This is a genomic window from Bacillus sp. MAG717A, assembly GCF_036884855.1.
GTDB classification, from domain to species: domain Bacteria; phylum Bacillota; class Bacilli; order Bacillales; family Bacillaceae; genus Bacillus; species Bacillus safensis.
Genome location: NZ_CP145733.1, coordinates 1,880,082 through 1,901,013, shown reverse-complemented (window position 1 = coordinate 1,901,013; position 20,932 = coordinate 1,880,082). Strand labels below are relative to the sequence as shown.

Here is a 20,932-nt window from a genome sequence, read left to right as displayed (position 1 = left end):
CTCCTGTTCCATATGTATGTGATAGGCAGCACGTTCAGAAGATGTGGGAATGTCCTTTCTTGATTAAACGTTTGTTTAACATAGAAAAACCAGCTGCACGCAGCAGCTGGCCATTGTTCACACCGTTTTCCCTTCGTCACTTGCGACGACACGATTTCTCTTTTTTAAATCTCCTTCAATTTCTTCAAGACTTTTCCCCTTCGTTTCGGTCACCAAGTATCTCACAAATAAGAAGGCGCCTACGCCGATGACCGCATAGATGAGGAAGAGATTACTGATACCAATCGCGCTTAATAAAGCTGGGAATGTAAGCGAGATGATTAAATTTCCTGTATGAAGGAGGAAGGTCGAGACACCTGTACCGATTCCTCGGACATGTACGGGGAACAGCTCTGGGAGCATCACCCAAACGACTGGACCCCAGCTGACAGCAAAGATGACGATAAAGAGACCTAAACAAATAACGGTTGTCCATCCTGCAGCTGTTGACCCTTCGAAAAATCTGTTGACCACTGACAGGACAATTAAACTAAGGACCATTCCTGCATTCCCGAATAGGAGCAGCGCTTTACGTCCTACACGGTCAATGATTTTGATGGCGACAAACGTCATAATGACATTCACTGCACCAATTCCGACAGTTCCTAAAATCGCCGCAGAATTCCCAAAGCCAACACTTGTGAATGTTTTTGGTGCATAGTAAATGATCGTATTTGTACCGATAAACTGCTGCAGAAAGGCAAGGCCCACACCGGCAATCAATGCTGGGCGTACCCAAGGCTCAAATAATTCCTTAAAACCGCCTTTTTCTTCACTTTCCGCCTTTTGAATATCTGAAATTTCTTCTTCCACTTCTTGCTTACTTTTTCTGAGTTTAGATAGTACCTCCTTCGCACGGTCAGCCTGTCCGTGGACAAACAGCCAGCGGGGACTTTCCGGCATAAACAAAATCCCACACAATAAAAGAACAGAAGGAACAACCGCAATTCCAAGCATCAAACGCCATGCCTCTGCATCCGCTAAAGCGTAGTTCACAATATAGGCAAGAAGAATACCAAATGTGATCATGAGCTGATTTAAAGAGGACAGTGCCCCTCGTGATTCCTTTGGCGCAAGTTCAGATAAATATAATGGAACAATCGTTGTCGAGCACCCGACAGCAAGCCCTAGTACAATTCGGAATAAGACCATCACTTCCGTATTCGGGGCAAGAGCTGTACCAAATCCACCGATAATAAACAAAATAGCTGCGGCGATGATAGCTTTTTTCCGACCAAATTGGTCTGTTAGCTTTCCAGAAAGAGAGGAACCCAGCATAGCCCCGATTAAAATCGAACTGACGACAAGCCCCTCTGTAAATGCGTTTAAACCTAAATCCTCTTTCATAAATAAGATGGCGCCAGAGATGACACCTGTATCATAGCCATATAAAGCACCGCCAAGGGCGCCGAAGAAATAAAGCCATCCATTCCGATTTTTCATGTTTATAACCCCACTTTTGTCTCTGTACTCTATGAAAAGTCATTTTCCTCACTTCCTGTCATTTCAAACATTTCGATGTTTTATGACAAATATATTTCATTTGTATATCTTTGAAACTTTTTACGTGAAGCAAACGTCAATTAAGCGTTAGTGAAAAAAATGTCGCACTATATCCCGTTTTAAGGTATATTTGTTTTAGTTTGTAAACATAAAGAAGGACATATTTACTATAAAATCATAGCGAGGGTTTAAAATATATGGATCAATCACGAAGTAAACGCAAAGGGAAAAAGCGTTTAAAACCATGGGTGAAAGTCACACTTTTTATAATTAGTATTCTTTTACTAACAACTGCCTCAGTCACAGGCTATGCCTACTATAAAATAACAAATGCTGCTAAAAAGGCTCAAGTATCTCTTGATCGCGGCGCACAATCTGTGAAACGGATTGAAGCATTCGATCCAGGAAAAGACAGCTTTTCTGTCTTGCTGCTTGGAATTGACAGCAGACCGGGCGAAACAGTGAAACAAGCACGAAGCGATGCAATGGTGTTGGCAACCATTAACCGCACAAATAAAACCGTTAAATTATTAAGCATTCCTAGGGACTCATACGTTAATATTCCTGGCCACGGTTTTGATAAAATTACTCACGCACACGCATTTGGCGGTGCAGATTTAACAGTAAGTACAGTTGAAGATTTACTAGATATTCCGGTCGATTTTGTCATCCAAAGTAATTTTGTAGCATTTAAAGAAATCGTCAATGAATTAAACGGTGTGTCTATTAACATCAAGGATGATTACCTTGTGAAACAGATTAAAAAAGATACAAAAGGCAAGGTTGTGCTTCAAACGGGAACTCATACACTAGATGGTGATCAAGCGCTCGCATATGTGAGAACAAGAAAAGCAGATAGTGACTTAATGCGTGGACAGCGTCAAATGGAAGTATTAAAAGCCATTTTTGATAAATCAAAATCATTAACATCTATTCCGTCATACGACAATATCATTGATACACTCGGTGATAATGTGTCAACGACCCTTTCTATGAAGGAGTTAGTCGGTCTTTTCCCACTTCTGACTTCATTAAAATCAGTGGATACCATTCAGCTTAAAGGATCTGATTACCAGCCAAACGGGGTCTATTATTACCAATTGGATCAAAACCAGCTGAACGAAGTGAAGACTGAATTGAAAAAGCAGCTTGAATTATCATAAATAGAAGCGTCCCTTTGGGGCGCTTCTAGATTATTGACAAAGGGATAAAATGATGTTTATTTTAGCCCCTTTGTCTTCTTTTCAGCGTGATAGAAAACCTTTGCAGCCCTAGGAAGGGCGAGCACCGGAACAGAGCGAATTTGAGATTCGTGAGTACCGGAGCGCAGACCTGACATCGAATGCGAGGGTTTGTCTACACGCTGGAAGCGTCCCTAAGGGGCGCTTTTTCTTATTTCCTTGATCATTCGCTCATTTTTGTTTAGCCTTGATAGTGAGGAATCAACCATCCTTTTTTTATGAAAATGAAGGAAATCGTACATACTTTGAAGAGGCTATTGCATGAATGAAGGAGGATTTGACAGCGATGAAAAAAATGATTGCGATTGATCTAGACGGTACACTCTTAAATACAAAAAGTGAAATATCCGCTCAAAACCGAGAGGCATTGATTCGTGCGAGGGAAGCTGGATATATTGTGACCATCTGTACAGGGCGGGCAACTTTTGATGTAAAGGAGCTGCTTGGCGATTTGGACCTCCCCATTATTGCGGCAAACGGCGGGACTGTCCATACAGAAGGATACGAGCTCTTCAGCCGAATCACATTGGACCAAGAAGCGGGCAAACGGGCTGCTAAGGCATTAGTGGAACGAAACATTTACTTTGAAGTCTATACGGACGATGCTCTCCTCTCCCCTTACGATGGAAAAGAGAAGCTGAAAGCAGAATTTGATCTGATCGAAAGCGCAAACCCAAATGAGGATCTCGCTGATCTATGGGAGGGAGCCATGACGCAATTTAAACAATTTGGCATCAAACCAGTGGATGATATCCGTCAGATTTTTGAGTCGAATGAGCCGACCTATAAATTACTCTGCTTCTCGTTTGATATGAACAAACTGACCGAAGCACGAAATCTTTTGGCAGACATGCCCGAGCTTTCATTGACCTCGTCTGGAAAACATATTATTGAGGTGCTGCCAAAAGAGTCTGGAAAAGGACATGCCCTGAAAAAGCTCGCAGCCCATTATGGTGTAGACCGCTCACATATTTATGCAATTGGTGACAGCCCAAACGACCTTTCTATGTTTGAAGAATCAGGCCACCGCATTGCAATGGGGAATGCGGTTGATGTCATTAAAGAAAAGAGCACTTACATCACAAAAGGGAATCATGAAGATGGTGTCGCTTATTTTATTGATCTTCTTTTACAAAATCAATTCCATGAAAAAAAGACGCTTGTCTGATCAGCGCCTAGAGAGAAGTCCAGAAGTCCGATACAAGTATTGATCGGGCTTTTTCTTTATTTTTTGATCCTAACAGCCGTTTCATATTTGTCCTTCCAGTACGTACTTGTTTTCATATTGGTTAAGACAACACCGTTTGAGACAGTCACATGAATGACTTGATTTGATCCTGCATAAATTGCTGGCATCAAAGATGTCCCGCTGAAGAAGACAAGATCTCCCGGCTGAAGCTCAGAACGTTTCACAGGCGTACCTGCTTTGACTTGACCTGATGCATAGCGGGGCAACTCAATGCCAAGCACTTCTTGATACACGTACTGTGTGAACCCTGCTGTATCAAATCCTTGCTTTGGGTTCGTACCGCCTTTGACATAAGGAACTTCGCCAATATACGTAGCGGCTTTTGATACGATAGGGTCCTCTTTCGAAAGCTCCTGATCTGTTAATCGTTTCGCACCTGTCCATTTTTCACGCCAATACGATTCAGACAAATAAGAAATTGTCACACTTTCAGAACGGCTCGCATGAATAAAGCGGTCGCCTCCAATATACATACCTACATGAGAAATTCCTGGCTTATATGTGTTGCTAAAAAAGACAAAATCCCCAGGGCGAATATTGTCTAATGCCACTTTTTCTCCAACGATCCACTGCTGTTCAGCACTTCGAGGTAAATAAATTCCAAGTGATTTTTCAAATAAATACTGTAAAAAACCTGAGCAATCAAATCCAGTCTTTGGATCTGCTCCTCCAAATACATAAGGAATTCCTAAATAGGTCATCGCATCTTTCACAAGAGGGTCATCAGAAATTTCTTGTGTGCCGGGCAGGCGTTTGACCGTATAAAGCCGGTCTGTCCAATATTTACTTTTGCTGACATCCGTTTTCACCACACCTTGACTAAGCGTGATGTGGATGACCTGATCGTTCCCAGCGTACAACGCCACATGTGTTGGGATATCCTTCGTTTCTTCAAGACTTCGGAAAAACACAAGATCACCTGGCTGCGCTTTATCCCATGATACCTTTTTTCCAATCTGATATTGGTCAATTACCTTCCGTGGCAAATCAAATGTTTCGGATGTCTTGTACACATATTGAATAAAACCAGATGCATCAAAGCCCGTTTTAGGATCGGTTCCTCCTTTATGATAAGGTGTTCCAATCAGCTTTTCCGCTTGTTCCAAAAGAGATGGTGTTTGAGCAGATACTGCTGATTGGGACATGAACATCAGCCCTACGAGTGCACAACCTCCAATCAGCATTCCTTTCCATTTCATGATCCTTTCCCTCCTATCTTCTATAGTTTCGGCATGACACCTTTCATTTTACACCCTTTTTCGACAAAAAAAGAGCACGCGATGTGCGTGCCCTTTATCCTATTTAGGTTATTTACCTGCTTCCGCTTTTGACTGCTTTTGCTGTTCAATTTTCTGCATTTCAACAGAAATCTTTTGTTTCTCGTGATCTGTCAGACTGTCACTAAATTTAAAAGCAGACATAAAGACAAAGACTAAAATTAACGCAACAAACGGCCAAATTGCTTTTAGGAATTTCATTTCTTCTCTTTCCCTCCGTTTTCTTTTAAGTTTTTAACTTTATCAGCGTGATCTACTTCAAAGAAAATGTGTCCGTCTTTTTCTTTCCAATCCGCATTCGTTCCATTGGTCAGCATACGGATAATGGCTTTTGATTCAAGAGATCCTGCTTTTACTGGGGCAGGTGTTGCTTCTTTAATGTACATTGGGACAACTTCAAATGTCGCTTTTCCATCTTCATTCAGATGATACTGAACAAGTGCAGAATCACGTGTTCTTGACCAGCCTTGGTCAAAGATAAAGTTGCCTAGGCTATAGAAAATCGCCGTTCCGTTATAGACTTCCATTGGTTCAAGGACGTGCGGGTGAGCACCGATAATGATATCGGCTCCGGCCTTAGACATCGCTCTTGCCAATTCTCTTTGTCTGTCGTTTACTTCATTGTTGTACTCCTGTCCCCAGTGAGCATGAACAACGACGATATCTGCCTTTTCAGCAGCCTGCGAAATCATCGGAATAAAGATAGATGGATCGGCTGGCAGAATACCCGCCTGGCGATTCGTTGCTTTGAAATCTTTCCCATACACATCTGTAAAACCAAGTGTAGCAATTTTGACACCATTTACTTCTTTGTACGAAATGTTCTGCTTCGCATCTTGGAGATTACGACCTGCACCTGTATAATCCATGCCAGCTTGTTCAAAGGCATTGATCGTGTTGTTCAGCCCTTTTTCACCATAGTCTGCCGCATGGTTATTCGCAAAGTTTAACACTGAGAAATTTAAATCCTTCAACGCTTGGACAGAATTTTCATCTGTTTTTAAATGAATATTCTTTTGGGCTGCCTGTTCTTTATCTGATGCGACTGGATGCTCAAAGTTGCCTGTCATATAATCTGACACATCAAAATATGGCTTCGCATAGCGAAAGAGATGCTGTTTTCCATAGCGGTCTGTTACTTTCTCTACGTTTCTTCCAAACATAATGTCACCGACAAACGAAGCGGTCAGGATGTTTTCTGGATTCTTTTGTACAGTTGGCACTTGTGCTTTCCCGATAAACGTAAATAGAAATGTACAAGCAATAACGATCGGTAAAGCAATTAGTACGTGTTTATTCGTCTTTTTCTTTTGATTCTTTGTGATTTTCAGCAGCTTTTCCTGAAAGCTCAATTTTTTATTCATCATTGGACACACCTTATCTTAAAATAGATAGTAAACATACATGATGGCAAATGTTGCACCACTTAGAAGTAACGTGCTTCCAAGGGTAATCGTAAGACCTTGCTTTTGAATTGTATTCGCAATCAATCCAGGGACGATGATTCCAATTCCGCGGAATTCTGCTATTTCAAATGGGACCACTGGATAGAAGAAATCAAATATCAGTTTTAAGGCAATCCCTGTAATCAGCATCGCAGCAAATTTTCTGCGTCCGTATAAAATCATAAATTTTGATAAGCCAAAACGAACGATCACATACGTAAGCAAGCTGACAGATAAGACGACTAAAATGAAGACTGGCTGGTTAAATACGAGCGCCAGATAACCCGGGACAACGAGTCCAGCTGGTACGATTCCTGTTTTTTCTGCAAAGATTAAACTAAGTAGAACACCTAAAATTAACGAGATATAAAGATCTGATCCGAACATTTTCTATATTTCCTCCTAGCTGACAAGCTGCTTAATTTTGTATTCTTGAATTTTTTCGATTAACGGTTCAGCGGCACCATGGATATTGCCGACTCCATAAACCACTCGATTATGAAGCTTTTTCTCAAGCATGTTCATAATTTCTTCTGTAGATTGATATTCAAGGTTGTGTAAGTGGTCAGCCGGAATTTTCCCTTCCTCATATGCCTTCACAATCGGATCTGTTGTTTCACCAATTAAGACAAGATCACTTGCTTCAATATAAGGAAGTACATCCTCCGCAAACTGGATCGTTCTATCTACACGATCCGCACGGCAGTTCATGATAATAATCGGTTCATCTGTTGGATATCCAATTTCTTTCACACGCTTCCAAATATTCAATGTAGATGCTGCGTCATTTGCCGCAAATCCATTTACAAAGTGTCCAGGTGTTTTCGCGTCCATTAATGGAAGAATTCTCATCGCTCCTGGATCAGGCGGCGCATTTAACATTCCTCTGAATGCCGTATCTTCATCAATCCCTAATGCTTGGGCAACACCAAGTGCCAGTGAAGCATTATCTGGGAAAACCATGTACTCAAATTTCCGCAAAAACTCATCGGAAATCTTGGAATTATCTGCAACAATGACTTCTGTGTTGCGTTTTTGCGCAATCTCTTTAAAGAAATCCGTATATTCACTATCCGTAATAACCAAGTGTCCATTGTAAGGAATTGTCGCTGTAAAGGCTTCTGCTATTTCATCAAGTGTCGGCCCCATGACGTCCATATGATCTTCAAGAACGTTTACGATCACGCCAATGTTTGCTTGAAGCAGCTCTTCCTGAAAGATAATTTGGTAATCTGGATTTACCGCCATACATTCACTGACGATGGCATTTGCTCCTCTTTCAACTGTTTCTCTCATAACTTCCTTCTGCTCTCCGATATTCGGTCCTTGCGGTTTCCTTTTAATCGGTTTCTCATCTGGCGTATCCCAATAAATCATTCTTGCATCCGTTCCCGTTGTTTTACCGACAGTTTTATAACCTGCCTCCATTAAGATACCGGTTGTCAATCTTGTAACGGTAGACTTTCCGCGAATACCATTAATATTGACGCGCACCGGCAGGGCATCGATATTTTTCTGATGACGCTTCTTTTCAATAAAGCCAATCCCTAACATGATGACACAGGCTATAACGATTAACCACATCGCTATCTACATCTCCTTTTTTTATGAGTGTGATATGTAAATTCAATCAACAGTATATCTGTTCAGCATAAAATCACAATCGGTATTATGTAACATAATCTTTCACTTCCTTGTATGCCAAATTCCTCTAATCAAAAGGCTTTTTTGCCTACCCATCCTTTAAATGAAAAGGCCAAAAGGCGGACAAAAATCATTCTGAATTTCTGCTGAATTCAAGAGAAAGCGTTAACATCAATGATCCGAAAATCTTTTGTCCTTTTCTCCCTAAATTTTTCGACAATTATTAAGATGTATTTTGAATCAATGTTTTAAAACCCGATCTTCTCTATAACATCAGTCATATCAGTGCTTTAAATGAATAGTGCGTGTTTTGGAATGTTTTATATTTTTGAACGAACAGGTTAGAAAGTCATTCTCATTGGTCAGATTGCTGTGTGTTGACCTATGACAAAGGTCACCTCTGAAAAAATCAAGTCATCTGCTTATTTTTAGGTCACAAAAAATTGGGATAAGATGTAAAAGATTGATCATTTCGGTGTACCTTCTCTTTACGAGATTCACACCTTATGACCTAAACAATGAAACATTATTCATTTGTTTTTATCAAGATTCATCATTTCTTAACATTTTTAATATGAATTTAGTTGAAAGTTGTCAGCTCATGTCATGCTTTCCCCTAAGGTGACGAATAAAATTCGCTTCTCAGCTTACACTATGGTTAAAAAATCTGTGAGAGGAGGCTAAAGATGCCAAACACCAATGAGCAAACACGCCTGCATTTTTTATCAGGCAGCTTCGAGGAAAAAATTCGTATCCTGAAAAAGACATTTCAGCAAAGTGGCGATTTTGAATACCGAGAATTAATGGTAAATGAAACGAAATCTGTCCTTTTCTTTATTAAAACAAGAATAGATGAAGGAAAACTAAATGATTTCATTATCGGCAACTTGTTAGGCTCTCCTGGAAAGCAGAATTATATAAAATCTCTTAGCACACTTGAAACAGGCGACTTGACGCTGATCACAGACAGTATTATTGCAGGAAGTATTGCCTTTCTTGATGAAAATTCCTCGCAGATCAAGTTATTTGCTGTCGGACAGCCGCCGCTGCGCTCTATTTCTGAGCCTTCTTCTGAAAGTATTATCGCCGGAGCACATGATGGGTTTGTAGAAAGTATTGATACCAATATCTACTTACTGCGTTCCCATTTAAATGATCGAAAGCTCGCCATTCAATATCATAAGATCGGGACAAAATCTGAAACAAAGCTTGCAATTGTTTATATTTCTGATATCGCTAATCAAAAAATTGTAGATGAAGTAAATAGACGGATTTCTTCCATTAAAGTAGACACACTGCTAAGCCCCGGCTCGGTCGTTGAGGCAATTGAGGAAGATTCATTTTCTATTTTCCCACAGCTGATTGATACAGAACGTCCGGACAAGGTGAGATCTGCGATCCTTGAAGGAAGGATAGTCGTACTCATGGACGGCAGTCCAATGGCCATCATTCTGCCTATCACGTTCTTTAGTTTCTTTCAGTCACCAGATGATTATAACAGCCGCTGGATTCCTGCTTCATTTATTCGTATTCTTCGTTATCTTGCGTGTATCATCGCAGTCATATTGCCATCTTTTTATATTGCTGTTATTGCGTTTCATTATGAGGTTGTCCCAGATGAACTAGCCATTACGATGAAGAACTCTATTATTGGCATTCCCTTTCCGCCATTGATAGAGGCTATGCTGATGGAGATCACGATTGAACTTATACGTGAAGCTGGGGTGCGCCTGCCTAAACCAATCGGGCAGACCATTGGAATTGTAGGTGGTTTGGTCATTGGGGATGCGGTTGTACAAGCAGGACTTATTTCTAATGTCCAAGTGATTGTAGTTGCTGTGACAGCTGTCGCTTCGTTTGTACTTCCATCGTTTGAAATGACGTCCACCATCAGGATGCTTCGTTTCCCGCTCATGTTTATGGCATCGATGTTTGGATTTATTGGCATTTCATTTGGGCTCGCCATTATTCTCATGAATTTATGCCGCTTAGAATCACTAGGAGTTCCATATTTATCACCTGTTACTCCATTTAACTGGCAGGACTTAAAAGATACTGTGGTTCGACTCCCAATGTGGATGTACAAAAATCGACCTGTTTATTTAAATCCGCAAAAGAAAAAACAAATTGAACAACTGAGAGGGTGGAAAAAGAAGAATGAAAAATAAAATATCTCCCCCTCAAGCTGTCTTTTTTATCATCCAGTCTCAAATTGGTGTTGGTATTTTAGCGCTCCCCCATTTACTCATGAAAGACATAGGACACGATGGTTGGATGGCGATTATTTTAGCGTGCTTTTTTATCCAGATCATCAATACCATTTTTCTTTATATCATCTACAAGTATCCTGAGACGTCATTTTTCCAAGCGTTGATTGAGGTCTTTGGAAAATGGATTGGGCGCATCTTGGTCACGCTCTATATGGTGTACTTTGCCTCGGTTTGTATCGTTGTGCTTTCTATCTTCACAAGGATTCTTGGCATATGGGTGCTCCCTCTTACACCGAACTGGGTCATTAACCTATTACTCATGATTTGTATTATCTATATCGCAAAGGAGCAAATTACAGCCATTGTCAGGTTTAACTTTATCTTAACTCCCTTTTTGCTTATGCTCTCTCTATTGATGTTCTATGCATTGAAAGGAACCAATATTGATTACCTCATGCCTTTTTTCCAAACAGAAGTTTCTCAACTCCAGCTTGGGTTGAAGGACGTGGTGCTGTCAATGAATGGTTTTGAGATGATTCTGGTCATCTCTCCACTGATGAAGGGCACCATTAAGGAACGATATAAAGTAATGACCATTTCAAATATATGTACGACGCTTTACTACCTATTTATTACATTAATTTGTTTTATGTTTTTCAGCCCGGCTGAGCTTGATGTCATCCCGAATCCTGTTTTGTATCTATTAAAAACCATTACATTCGGTGTCATTGAGAGGACAGATTTAATTTTTCTCAGTTTCTGGGTCTTTGTCATTTTAGCCACACTAAGTAATTATCTGTACTTTTGTGCAAATGGCGTATCCAGTATTTTAAAGAAGAAAAATCACAAAAAATATGTCTACTATTTTGCCATTTTGATTTATGCTGTCAGCTGTTTTCTTTCAACCGATAACTTTAGAATTCAGCGCTTTAATGACTTTACCACCGTTGCACAATATTCATTTATTTACACACTTCCGATCATGATGGCCGTTATCATCTTGATCAAACACCGCAAAAAGAAGGTGAAATCACATGCTTCATAGGTACATATTGATGCTGCTTATGTGTGTTTCCCTCATTTTCATGCCTGGCTGCTGGGATCAAAACCTATTAAAAGACATCTCTCTTGTTTTAACTTCAGCCGTTGATCAAGGTGAGGATGACAATGCGAAATATTCGATTACCTATCGAAAGGTGCAGCAGTCTCAAAGTATGCAGCAAGGGAATACTGGCAGCTATTTAACCACTGTTCTCACAACCGAAGCGCCTACTTTAAGAAAAGCAAGAAGTAACTTTAGCCGGAGTGTAGACCAAAAAATTGATATGTCGAAAATGAGGGTGATGCTGATCGGTGATGAATTTGCCCAAAACCGGTTGCTTCCTTACTTAGATATGTTTTATCGCGATCCGAAAAGCCCTTTGCTCGCAAACTTGGCAGTGGTGCAAGGCGGAAGCTGTGTGGAATTGATCAATCAGCTGCTCAAAGAAAAACTCATTGTAAGCGACTATTTAAACAACCTGATCACTTCTGCATCACACTCCTCTCAAGTTTCACCTAAAAACATTCAAAATGTAAGGTCCAAAATGCTGCAAACCGGGGAAGACTTCACACTGCCGTTACTCTACTACGATAAGTCAAAAAAGTTAACGAGTGTGAGAGGGGTTGCCTTATTTGATAATGAGAAAAAGAAAGGTGAACTATATGCTCAGGATGCCATCTTGCTCACCATCATGGATGGGAAAATGGGCAATTATGCAAACTTCACTAAAAAAGTAAGAAATGATATGAAATCAAAGGAGAACAATTACATCACCATTCAAGTAACCGATTCAAAGAGAGACATAAAAATCGTCAATCCTGATCATCGAAACGTAACCTTCTCTCTTGAGTTTGAATTCACCACCTCTGTTCTTGAATATCCGAAAGACAATTTAGATACAGACAAGAAAATTGAAATGTTAAATAAGAGACTGTCAGCTATATTGACAAAAGACGCCGAAAAAGTCATTGCATCCCTGCAAGAGGCGAATTCTGACGTCCTCAGTCTTGGCAGAAAATATCGAGTAAGACACTATGATGAGTATATGAAAATGAACTGGGTCACCGATTATCCGAAGGTAAAAATCATTCCAAAAGTGAAAGTGAATATTACACAAACAGGTATCATTAGTTAAAGAAAAGAAAGAAGCCATCTTTCTTTTCTTTTTTTATTTTTTTTAGATTGTCATTTCGATGCTTTCGTGATAATCTATGTGTGTAAACGGTTACACACTCACGAAGGGAGGCTCTCCATTGGCTACAATTAAAGATGTTGCAAAAGCTGCACAAGTGTCTGTTGCCACTGTTTCACGCGTGCTCAATGATACTGGATATGTCCATTCAGATACTAAAACCCGCGTGACACAAGCAATGCAAGAGTTGAACTACTTTCCCAATGAAGTGGCTAGATCCCTTTTCAAAAGAGAATCACGCTTAATCGGCTTAATCTTGCCTGATATCACAAACCCCTTCTTTCCTCAGCTGGCTAGAGGCGTTGAGGATGAGATTCATGCGCACGGTTTTCGGTTATTATTCGGGAACAGTGATGAGGATCGAGAGAAGGAAATGGCCTACTTACAAACCTTTAAACAAAATCAAGTGGTCGGTGTCATCGCAGTCACAAATGAACCTGAATCAGATATATACAACGATGATGATTTACCTGTTGTGTTTTTAGATCGAACCGTTCCACATGCACCTTCTGTTTTTGCAGATGCTGCAGCTGGCGGGAAAATGGCCGCGATGGAATTAATTAGACGCGGCAGCCGGCAGATCACACTGCTAAAAGGACCTGCCCATCTGCAAACAGCTCGGCAGCGCTTCAAGGGCGCACTCGATGTTCTCACGGATACAGGTGTCGACTTTCATGTGATGTCTAATGCTTCCTTTTCCTTTCAAGAAGCCCGAAAAAGCGCCAAAGCCCTCTTCCAGCTGTACCCTGAAACAGATGGGATCATTGCCAGCAATGACATCGTCGCAACAGCGGTCATCCATGAAGCACTTCGTATCGGAAAAGCCATTCCAGGAGACGTTCAAATCATTGGATTTGATGATATTCCGCAAAGCGAGCTGCTTTTCCCTTCCTTATCGACCATTAGGCAGCCCGCCTATGAGATGGGGAAAGAAGCGGCACAGCTGTTAATCAAAGCGATTCAGAAACAACCGATAGATCAGCCAGTTATTCAAATGCCCGTCTCTTTTATTGAACGAGAGACCACAAGAAAGGTGGATTCACAATGAGTCATATTGTTGTAGTAGGAAGCTGTTCAATGGATTTAGTCGTCACATCAAATAAACGGCCAAATGCCGGGGAAACGGTTTTAGGCGAATCGTTTAAAACGGTCCCAGGCGGAAAAGGTGCCAATCAGGCTGTCGCAAGTGCCAGACTCGGTGCAGATGTATATATGGTCGGCCGAGTTGGTGATGATGCTTATGGTCAGGATATTCTCAGCAATTTACAAGCACAAGGTGTCCGTACCTCATATATGAAACCGGTTACCGAAATAGAGAGCGGCACAGCTCATATCATTTTAGCAGAAGGTGATAACAGCATTGTCGTGGTCAAAGGGGCAAATAATGAGGTCACTCCTGACTATGTAATTGATGCTCTTTCTACAATTGATGATATCGGGATGGTTCTTATCCAGCAGGAAATACCTGAAGAAACGGTCGAATCAGTCTGCGCCATTTGCAGTGAAAAAGAAATAACTGTGATTTTAAACCCTGCACCAGCCCGCAAAGTATCGAAGCAGGTTTTAGAGCAGGCTGCTTACATTACACCGAATGAACACGAAGCTATTCTTATGTTTGATGATCTGCCAATCGAAGATGCCTTGCGTCAATACCCTAACAAATTACTGATCACAGAAGGGAAAAATGGGGTTCGATATTTTGACGGTTCAAAAGAAGTGTTAGTTCCAGGTGTACCTGTCGAAGCAGTCGATACAACAGGAGCTGGCGATACCTTTAACGGAGCCTTAGCTGTCGCCCTAACAGAAGGCAAATCCCTCTATGACGCACTTGCCTTTGCCAATCTTGCAGCATCAATGTCTGTCACAAAGTTTGGCGCACAAGGCGGCATGCCAACAAGAGAAGAATTGGAGAAAAAGAAATGAAAAAAAACGGCATCCTAAACAGCCATATCGCCAAGGTGCTTGCTGACCTTGGCCATACAGATACAATCGTCATCGCAGACTGCGGCCTCCCTATTCCAGAAGGTCCAGTCAAAATTGACCTGGCATTATCGATCGGCACACCGTCCTTTCAGGAGGTCACCTCCCTCCTTCTTCAGGAAATGGCTGTTGAAAACATGACTGTGGCTAGTGAAATCAAAGAGGCCAATAAACGAGATCATTTATTTCTTAAGAAAGCGTTCTCAAAACCATTACATGAAGTAGACCACGAGACGTTCAAAGACATGACCAAACAGGCAAAAGCAGTCATTCGAACGGGTGAAGCCACCCCATACGCAAACTGCATTCTTCATGCCGGTGTCATCTTTTAAAAGGAGGAGCCAGATATGAACATAGAGATGCATAACATCCATAAGGCTTTTGGGAAAAACACCGTTCTCTCCGGGGTCTCCTTTGACCTCGTCACAGGCGAAGTCCACGCACTCATGGGTGAAAATGGTGCGGGAAAATCAACTTTAATGAACCTGCTCACAGGTCTTTATTCTTTAGATCAAGGAACGATACAAATCGACGGAAAAGAAACCGCTTTCAAAAATCCAAAAGAAGCGGAACAGCACGGCATCGCCTTCATTCATCAAGAGCTCAACATATGGCCGGATATGACCGTCTTGGAGAACCTATTCATCGGGAAAGAAATCTATACGAAGCTTGGGCTGCTAGACACAAAGAAAATGAAGGTCCTTGCCCAAACGCAGCTGGACCGGTTGTCTGTGAATCTCTCGCTTGATCAAGAGGCAGGAAGCTGTTCTGTTGGACAAAAACAAATGATTGAGATTGCAAAAGCATTAATGACAGATGCGAAAGTCATCATCATGGATGAGCCGACAGCAGCTCTAACGGAACGTGAAATTGAAAAGCTCTTCCAGGTCATTGAATCTCTCAAAAAAGAAGGCGTTTCTATCGTCTATATTTCTCACCGTATGGAGGAAATCTTCGCAATCTGTGACCGGATTACGATCATGCGTGATGGGAAAACGGTCAATACGAAAGCCATACCTGAAACGAATTTCCATGAAGTCGTCAAAAAAATGGTCGGCCGTGAATTGACAGATCGATATCCCGAGCGTACGCCTTCTACAGGAGATATTGTCCTTGAGGTGAAACAAGCAACGAAAAAAGGACAATTTCAAGATATCAGTTTCTCAGTTAAAGCTGGAGAAATCGTCGGTGTTGCAGGCTTAATGGGTGCTGGCCGGACTGAAATGATGCGGTCTCTCTTTGGCCTTGACCCTCTTGACCAAGGAGAAATCTGGGTTCATGGAAAAAAGGCTGTTATTAAAAAACCAAGTGATGCTGTCAAGCTCGGTATCGGCTTTATCACAGAGGATCGCAAGGATGAAGGGCTCATGCTTGATGCATCCATCCGAGAAAACATCGGTCTGCCAAACTTAAAAAGCTTCTCTCCAAAGGGACTGATTGATAAGAAAAATGAACAGGATTTTGTCGACCTGCTCATCAAACGACTGACGATTAAAACGGCTTCCTCTGACATTTCTGCCCGTAGCCTGTCTGGTGGAAATCAGCAAAAAGTCGTCATCGCCAAATGGATCGGCATACAGCCAAAGGTCTTGATTTTAGATGAACCGACACGAGGTGTTGACGTCGGAGCGAAACGAGAAATCTATCAGTTAATGAATGAACTGACCGATCGAGGCGTTGCCATTTTAATGGTCTCCTCTGAACTCCCAGAGATACTCGGGATGAGCGATCGAGTACTCGTCATTCATGAAGGAACCATTAGCGGAGAATTAGACAAAACAGAAGCAACGCAGGAACGAATTATGACACTAGCTACAGGAGGGAAGTAACATGAAACCACTTACTTCAAATGGACGATTTGATAACATCATGCAAAAGCTTGGGCCATTCTTAGGACTCATCATCCTTGTCGCCATTGTTTCTATTTTAAACCCGGCCTTTTTAGAACCTTTAAACATCTTAAACTTACTGAGACAAATCTCCATTAATGCCCTCATTGCCTTTGGGATGACGTTTGTTATTTTAACTGGAGGTATTGATTTATCAGTCGGTGCCATTCTTGCACTGTCCAGTGCCCTGACTGCCGGCTTTATCGTTTCTGGCATGGACCCGATTTTAGCCATTATCGTCGGCTGTATCATCGGTGCTGTTCTTGGGATGATCAACGGTCTTTTAATCACAAAAGGAAAAATGGCTCCTTTTATCGCAACACTTGCGACGATGACGATTTTCAGAGGTTTGACACTCGTTTATACAGATGGAAACCCGATTACTGGGCTTGGCTCTAACTATGCATTCCAATTATTTGGCAGAGGATATTTCTTAGGCATTCCTGTTCCAGCAATCACGATGCTTCTCACCTTTATCGTCCTTTGGGTACTGCTTCATAAAACGCCTTTCGGCAGAAGAACATATGCGATCGGCGGGAATGAAAAAGCTGCGCTCATTTCAGGAATCAAAGTACCGCGCGTGAAAATTATGATCTATTCATTAGCAGGCTTCATGTCTGCCTTAGCAGGTGCGATCTTAACATCTCGTCTGAATTCTGCACAGCCAACAGCTGGTACGTCCTATGAGCTTGACGCCATTGCTGCCGTCGTACTTGGCGGGACAAGCCTGTCCGGCGGAAGAGGACGAATTGTCGGCACACTCATCGGGGTACTCATTATCGGTGTCCTGAACAATGGTATGAACTTACTTGGTGTTTCATCATTCTATCAATCTGTTGTGAAAGGGATTGTCATCTTGATTGCAGTCCTGCTAGACAGAAAGAAATCTGCTTAAGGAGGCAGCTGCTATGAAAAAATATCTTATTCTCATCCTGACTCTCTCATTGTTCATGCTTTCTGCCTGCTCACTTGAACCACCTGAGTGGGCCAAGTCATCAAAAGATGGCAAGAAAAAAGACATCAAAATTGGGCTGTCAATCTCGACATTAAATAACCCATTCTTCGTTTCTTTGAAAAACGGTGTGACAAAAGAAGCGAAAAAGCTAGGCATTGACGTCGTGATTGCAGATGCACAAAATGATTCAGCTAAACAAACAAGTGATGTAGAAGATTTAATTCAGCAAGGTGTCGACGCATTGCTCATCAACCCAGCGGATTCATCTGCTATATCAACCGCTGTCGAATCAGCGAACGCTTCTGATATACCTGTCATCACATTAGACCGCTCAGCCGAAAGTGGAAAGGTAGAAGCACTTGTCGCCTCAGATAACGTCAAAGGCGGCGAAATGGCAGCTAACTTTATCATCGACAAGCTCGGCAAAGGAGCAAAAGTCGCTGAATTAGAAGGCGTACCAGGCGCTTCCGCTACACGTGAGCGCGGAAAAGGATTCCATCAAATAGCAGATAAAGACCTAAAAGTGACAGCGAAACAAGCTGCTGACTTCGACCGGACAAAAGGACTGAATGTCATGGAAAACCTCCTTCAAGGAAACCCAGACATCAAAGCCGTTTTTGCCCACAATGATGAAATGGCACTTGGCGCGCTAGAGGCAATTCAAAGCTCTGGAAAAGACATTCTTGTCGTTGGCTTTGATGGGAACGAAGATGCACTCAGCTCAATCAAAGCAGGAAAACTCTCTGCAACGGTTGCGCAGCAGCCAGAACTAATCGGTCAACTGGCAGTCGGTGCTGCAAACGACGTATTAAAAGGGAAAAAAGTACAAAAGAACATCGCAGCTCCACTGAAACTAGAACAGAAAAAATAAACAGAACCCCCGAGAATCACTCGGGGGTTTTTCTATTACTGTGGTCTTTTCAGCACAAATGACGTGCCTAAATGGGCATAATCATTACCTGCTAGTCGCGCGACTGGTTTCAGTTCATTAGTAGAAACATAGCCTTTTTCTAGATCATAAACACCCTCATCTAAATGTGCACATACAACCCGGCCAATGATATGATCGACCGTGATCTCCCCTTCATCACTTTGAAAGGTGAGATGCTTTTCCAGCTGACATTCAAAACGAATGCGCGCTTCCTTGATCCCCGGCACTGAAATGACATGACTCTCTACTTGATGAAGACCGGTTCGTTCCAGCTCACTCTCTTCAACCGGCAGTGTAGCAGCTGTTTCATTAATATCTTCTATCATGTCTTCGTCACTCACATGAACGACAAACTCTTCCCTGTCGATGATATGCTGCGCAGTATCTTTCATCTGACCTTCACGTCGTCCGATAGAAACCGCAATGAGCGGCGGGGTGTCCACTGATGACATTAAAGAAACTAAATGGTGCGGCATTGACGACATTTTCTTTAGATAGACTTGTAATAAACGCTATCGGTCTTGGAACGATAGAACCAGATAATAATTTATATGCCTCTTTTCGTGACAGCTGATCCATTTGCAATGTAATCAATTCAAGTACGCCTCCTTTTAATGTAACGACATCATACCATAACCCGTTCCCTATACCTCTTATTCCAGCTCGGTGCGATGCAGAATATGGTGGACAAGATGAAATAAAGCAGGATTATGATTTTCCCGTCTATAGGAAATCGTCCATTCCGCCAGAAGCTGTTCATCCTCAATCGCCCTATATACAACATCCAGATTAAATAAACGCCGGGCTGATTTTGGAATCACTGCAATACCGATCCCTGCTGTGACAAGGCCAATAATCATTTGATATTCCGCCGCTTCCTGCACAATATTTGGAGAAAACCCGTACTTTTCACATAGCAGAACAAAGTGCTGATAAAGGGATGGCCATGATTCCTGTGATAAAGAGATAATCGGTTCATGACGGATATCTTCAATCGTGACCGTCTCTTTATTAGCCAATCGATGATTTTTTGGAATCGCAAAAATACATTCACTTTGCTTCATTAAACGACTGACTAGTTCTTCATGCGGCGATGTAGGATGTAAAAAACCGATATCAATCTCACCATTTAATAGTGCCTCTAGCTGCTGCGGAACAGAAAGCTGCTGCAGCTCGATACTGACAGAGGGATACAGCTCCCTGAATTCACGAACAACGGGCGGCAGAATATCATACGTCGCAGTTCCAACAAAACCTATGATGATTTTCCCCAGCTCTCCTCTTGCTGTATGACGGGCATGATCAACCGCTTTATCAAGCTGCTGCAGCACTCCCCGAATCTCATGTAAAAAGACCTTTCCAGCAGCTGTTAGCTCCACCACCCGTTTCGACCGGTGAAATAAAGGAAAACCCAATTCTTCCTCAAACTGCTTAATTTGCTGACTAAGTGGAGGCTGTGTCATATTCAACCGGGCGGCTGCTCTGCCGAAATGCAGCTCCTCCGCTACTGTGACAAAATACTGCAAATGTCTCAGTTCCATCCTTTCACTCCTCACACACTTATTCGTGAAACATATCAAAACTACGTTAAACATATATTGGAAATTTTATTTTATGAAATGTATAGTAAATCATATCATGAAAATATATTTTCATAAAAAATTTTACTTGCCGAAAGGAGTGCGGGGTAAATGAAATCTCAAGCACAACCCCTAACAAGACGAGGAGCAGAGTTGATTGTTGATACGCTGATTGCTCAAGGTGTGACCCATGTTTTTGCCATTCCAGGTGCAAAAATTGACGCTGTATTTGATGTATTAAAAGACAGAGGTCCAGAGCTTGTCCTATGCAGACATGAACAAAATGCAGCCTTTATGGCAGCTGCTGTCGGACGACTAACTGGCAAACCAGGTGTTTGTCTCGTCACATCAGGTCCTGGTGCATCTAATTTAGCAACAGGTCTATTAACAGCCAATACAGAAGGTGATCCTGTTGTCGCAATCGCTGGAAACGTCATTCGTGCGGATCGTTTGAAACGAACACATCAATCACTCGACAATGCGGCATTATTCAAACCAGTCACAAAATATAGCGTTGAAGTACAAGACGTTCATAATATACCAGAAGCATTAACAAATGCTTTTCGCGCGGCACAAAAAGGGCAGGCTGGAGCAGCATTTATCAGCTTTCCACAAGATGTCGTGACAGAACACACCACACAAACAGCAGTGTCTGCTCACCCTTCTCCAGAATTAGGTCCTGCACCGGATGCTCTCATCAGTTCGGCTATCGCCAAAATTCAAAATGCACACTTACCTATTGCGATTGTGGGAAT

At 41.9% G+C, this 20,932-nt stretch carries 19 protein-coding genes and 1 pseudogene; 12 read left to right on the top strand and 8 right to left on the bottom strand.

Annotated features, from left to right (window positions below; genetic code table 11):
- Positions 1 to 117: 117 nt before the first annotated feature.
- On the bottom strand, positions 118 to 1,482 hold the full coding sequence (locus V6Z54_RS09715) for a sugar porter family MFS transporter (RefSeq protein WP_041087948.1): 1,365 nt from the start codon (positions 1,480 to 1,482) through the stop codon (positions 118 to 120).
- A 257-nt stretch (positions 1,483 to 1,739) separates the two neighbouring features.
- Between V6Z54_RS09715 and V6Z54_RS09710 the strand changes: the two genes are divergently transcribed.
- Positions 1,740 to 2,705, top strand: coding sequence for an LCP family protein (locus V6Z54_RS09710; RefSeq protein WP_041087945.1), 966 nt, complete (start codon positions 1,740 to 1,742; stop codon positions 2,703 to 2,705).
- 364 nt (positions 2,706 to 3,069) lie between these two features.
- Entirely contained in the window at positions 3,070 to 3,951 is an 882-nt protein-coding gene (locus V6Z54_RS09705) for a Cof-type HAD-IIB family hydrolase (protein ID WP_175297113.1), read from the top strand.
- Between the two features lie 56 nt (positions 3,952 to 4,007).
- On the opposite strand, the gene V6Z54_RS09700 is transcribed toward V6Z54_RS09705, so the two are convergent.
- The 5 genes from V6Z54_RS09700 to pgsB form a co-directional block, all read right to left on the bottom strand.
- Complete coding sequence (locus V6Z54_RS09700; RefSeq protein WP_041087941.1) at positions 4,008 to 5,231, bottom strand: C40 family peptidase; 1,224 nt, start codon at positions 5,229 to 5,231, stop codon at positions 4,008 to 4,010.
- 108 nt (positions 5,232 to 5,339) lie between these two features.
- Positions 5,340 to 5,510, bottom strand: a complete 171-nt coding sequence (locus tag V6Z54_RS09695; RefSeq protein WP_175297112.1) for a hypothetical protein — start codon at positions 5,508 to 5,510, stop codon at positions 5,340 to 5,342.
- Positions 5,507 to 6,673: a CapA family protein gene (locus tag V6Z54_RS09690; RefSeq protein ID WP_338527269.1), complete on the bottom strand. Its 1,167-nt coding sequence runs from the start codon at positions 6,671 to 6,673 to the stop codon at positions 5,507 to 5,509. The genes V6Z54_RS09695 and V6Z54_RS09690 overlap by 4 nt, the downstream gene beginning before the upstream one ends.
- A gap of 18 nt (positions 6,674 to 6,691) precedes the next feature.
- Positions 6,692 to 7,141, bottom strand: coding sequence for a poly-gamma-glutamate biosynthesis protein PgsC (gene pgsC / locus V6Z54_RS09685; RefSeq protein ID WP_007497520.1), 450 nt, complete (start codon positions 7,139 to 7,141; stop codon positions 6,692 to 6,694).
- Positions 7,142 to 7,156: 15 nt separating this feature from the next.
- The gene (gene pgsB / locus V6Z54_RS09680) at positions 7,157 to 8,338 is read right to left on the bottom strand and encodes a poly-gamma-glutamate synthase PgsB (RefSeq protein WP_041087937.1); all 1,182 of its coding nucleotides are present in this window, start codon (positions 8,336 to 8,338) and stop codon (positions 7,157 to 7,159) included.
- Positions 8,339 to 9,084: 746 nt separating this feature from the next.
- On the opposite strand from pgsB, the gene V6Z54_RS09675 reads away from it, so the two are divergent.
- The 9 genes from V6Z54_RS09675 (at position 9,085) to rbsB (ending at position 18,537) form a co-directional block, all read left to right on the top strand.
- Positions 9,085 to 10,566: a spore germination protein gene (locus V6Z54_RS09675; protein ID WP_041087935.1), complete on the top strand. Its 1,482-nt coding sequence runs from the start codon at positions 9,085 to 9,087 to the stop codon at positions 10,564 to 10,566.
- A complete protein-coding gene (locus tag V6Z54_RS09670) occupies positions 10,556 to 11,653 on the top strand; it encodes an endospore germination permease (protein WP_041087933.1) in 1,098 nt (365 codons plus the stop codon). The genes V6Z54_RS09675 and V6Z54_RS09670 overlap by 11 nt, the downstream gene beginning before the upstream one ends.
- The gene (locus V6Z54_RS09665; protein WP_041087932.1) at positions 11,643 to 12,785 is read left to right on the top strand and encodes a Ger(x)C family spore germination protein; all 1,143 of its coding nucleotides are present in this window, start codon (positions 11,643 to 11,645) and stop codon (positions 12,783 to 12,785) included. Before V6Z54_RS09670 ends, V6Z54_RS09665 begins: the two co-directional genes overlap by 11 nt.
- A 118-nt stretch (positions 12,786 to 12,903) precedes the next feature.
- Complete coding sequence (locus V6Z54_RS09660; protein WP_039181973.1) at positions 12,904 to 13,890, top strand: LacI family DNA-binding transcriptional regulator; 987 nt, start codon at positions 12,904 to 12,906, stop codon at positions 13,888 to 13,890.
- The gene (gene rbsK / locus V6Z54_RS09655; protein ID WP_073978891.1) at positions 13,887 to 14,765 is read left to right on the top strand and encodes a ribokinase; all 879 of its coding nucleotides are present in this window, start codon (positions 13,887 to 13,889) and stop codon (positions 14,763 to 14,765) included. The genes V6Z54_RS09660 and rbsK overlap by 4 nt, the downstream gene beginning before the upstream one ends.
- Positions 14,762 to 15,154 carry a D-ribose pyranase gene (rbsD, locus tag V6Z54_RS09650; protein WP_064497940.1) on the top strand — a complete coding sequence of 131 codons (393 nt, stop codon included), beginning with the start codon at positions 14,762 to 14,764 and terminating at the stop codon, positions 15,152 to 15,154. Before rbsK ends, rbsD begins: the two co-directional genes overlap by 4 nt.
- A gap of 15 nt (positions 15,155 to 15,169) precedes the next feature.
- Entirely contained in the window at positions 15,170 to 16,651 is a 1,482-nt protein-coding gene (locus tag V6Z54_RS09645; RefSeq protein WP_338527268.1) for a sugar ABC transporter ATP-binding protein, read from the top strand.
- 1 nt (position 16,652) lies between these two features.
- Complete coding sequence (rbsC, locus tag V6Z54_RS09640) at positions 16,653 to 17,606, top strand: ribose ABC transporter permease RbsC (RefSeq protein WP_039181984.1); 954 nt, start codon at positions 16,653 to 16,655, stop codon at positions 17,604 to 17,606.
- A gap of 13 nt (positions 17,607 to 17,619) precedes the next feature.
- Complete coding sequence (rbsB, locus tag V6Z54_RS09635; RefSeq protein WP_041087924.1) at positions 17,620 to 18,537, top strand: ribose ABC transporter substrate-binding protein RbsB; 918 nt, start codon at positions 17,620 to 17,622, stop codon at positions 18,535 to 18,537.
- A gap of 35 nt (positions 18,538 to 18,572) precedes the next feature.
- Here the strand turns inward: rbsB and V6Z54_RS09630 are convergent.
- A pseudogene (locus tag V6Z54_RS09630) lies at positions 18,573 to 19,191 on the bottom strand (flavin reductase family protein).
- Positions 19,192 to 19,250: 59 nt separating this feature from the next.
- Positions 19,251 to 20,138 (bottom strand): acetoin biosynthesis transcriptional regulator AlsR, encoded by an 888-nt coding sequence (alsR, locus tag V6Z54_RS09625; protein ID WP_073978888.1) that lies wholly within the window; start codon positions 20,136 to 20,138, stop codon positions 19,251 to 19,253.
- Positions 20,139 to 20,288: 150 nt separating this feature from the next.
- Between alsR and V6Z54_RS09620 the strand changes: the two genes are divergently transcribed.
- Positions 20,289 to 20,932, top strand: a 644-nt coding sequence (locus V6Z54_RS09620; protein WP_338527267.1) for a thiamine pyrophosphate-binding protein, incomplete at its 3' end; no start/stop codon positions are given.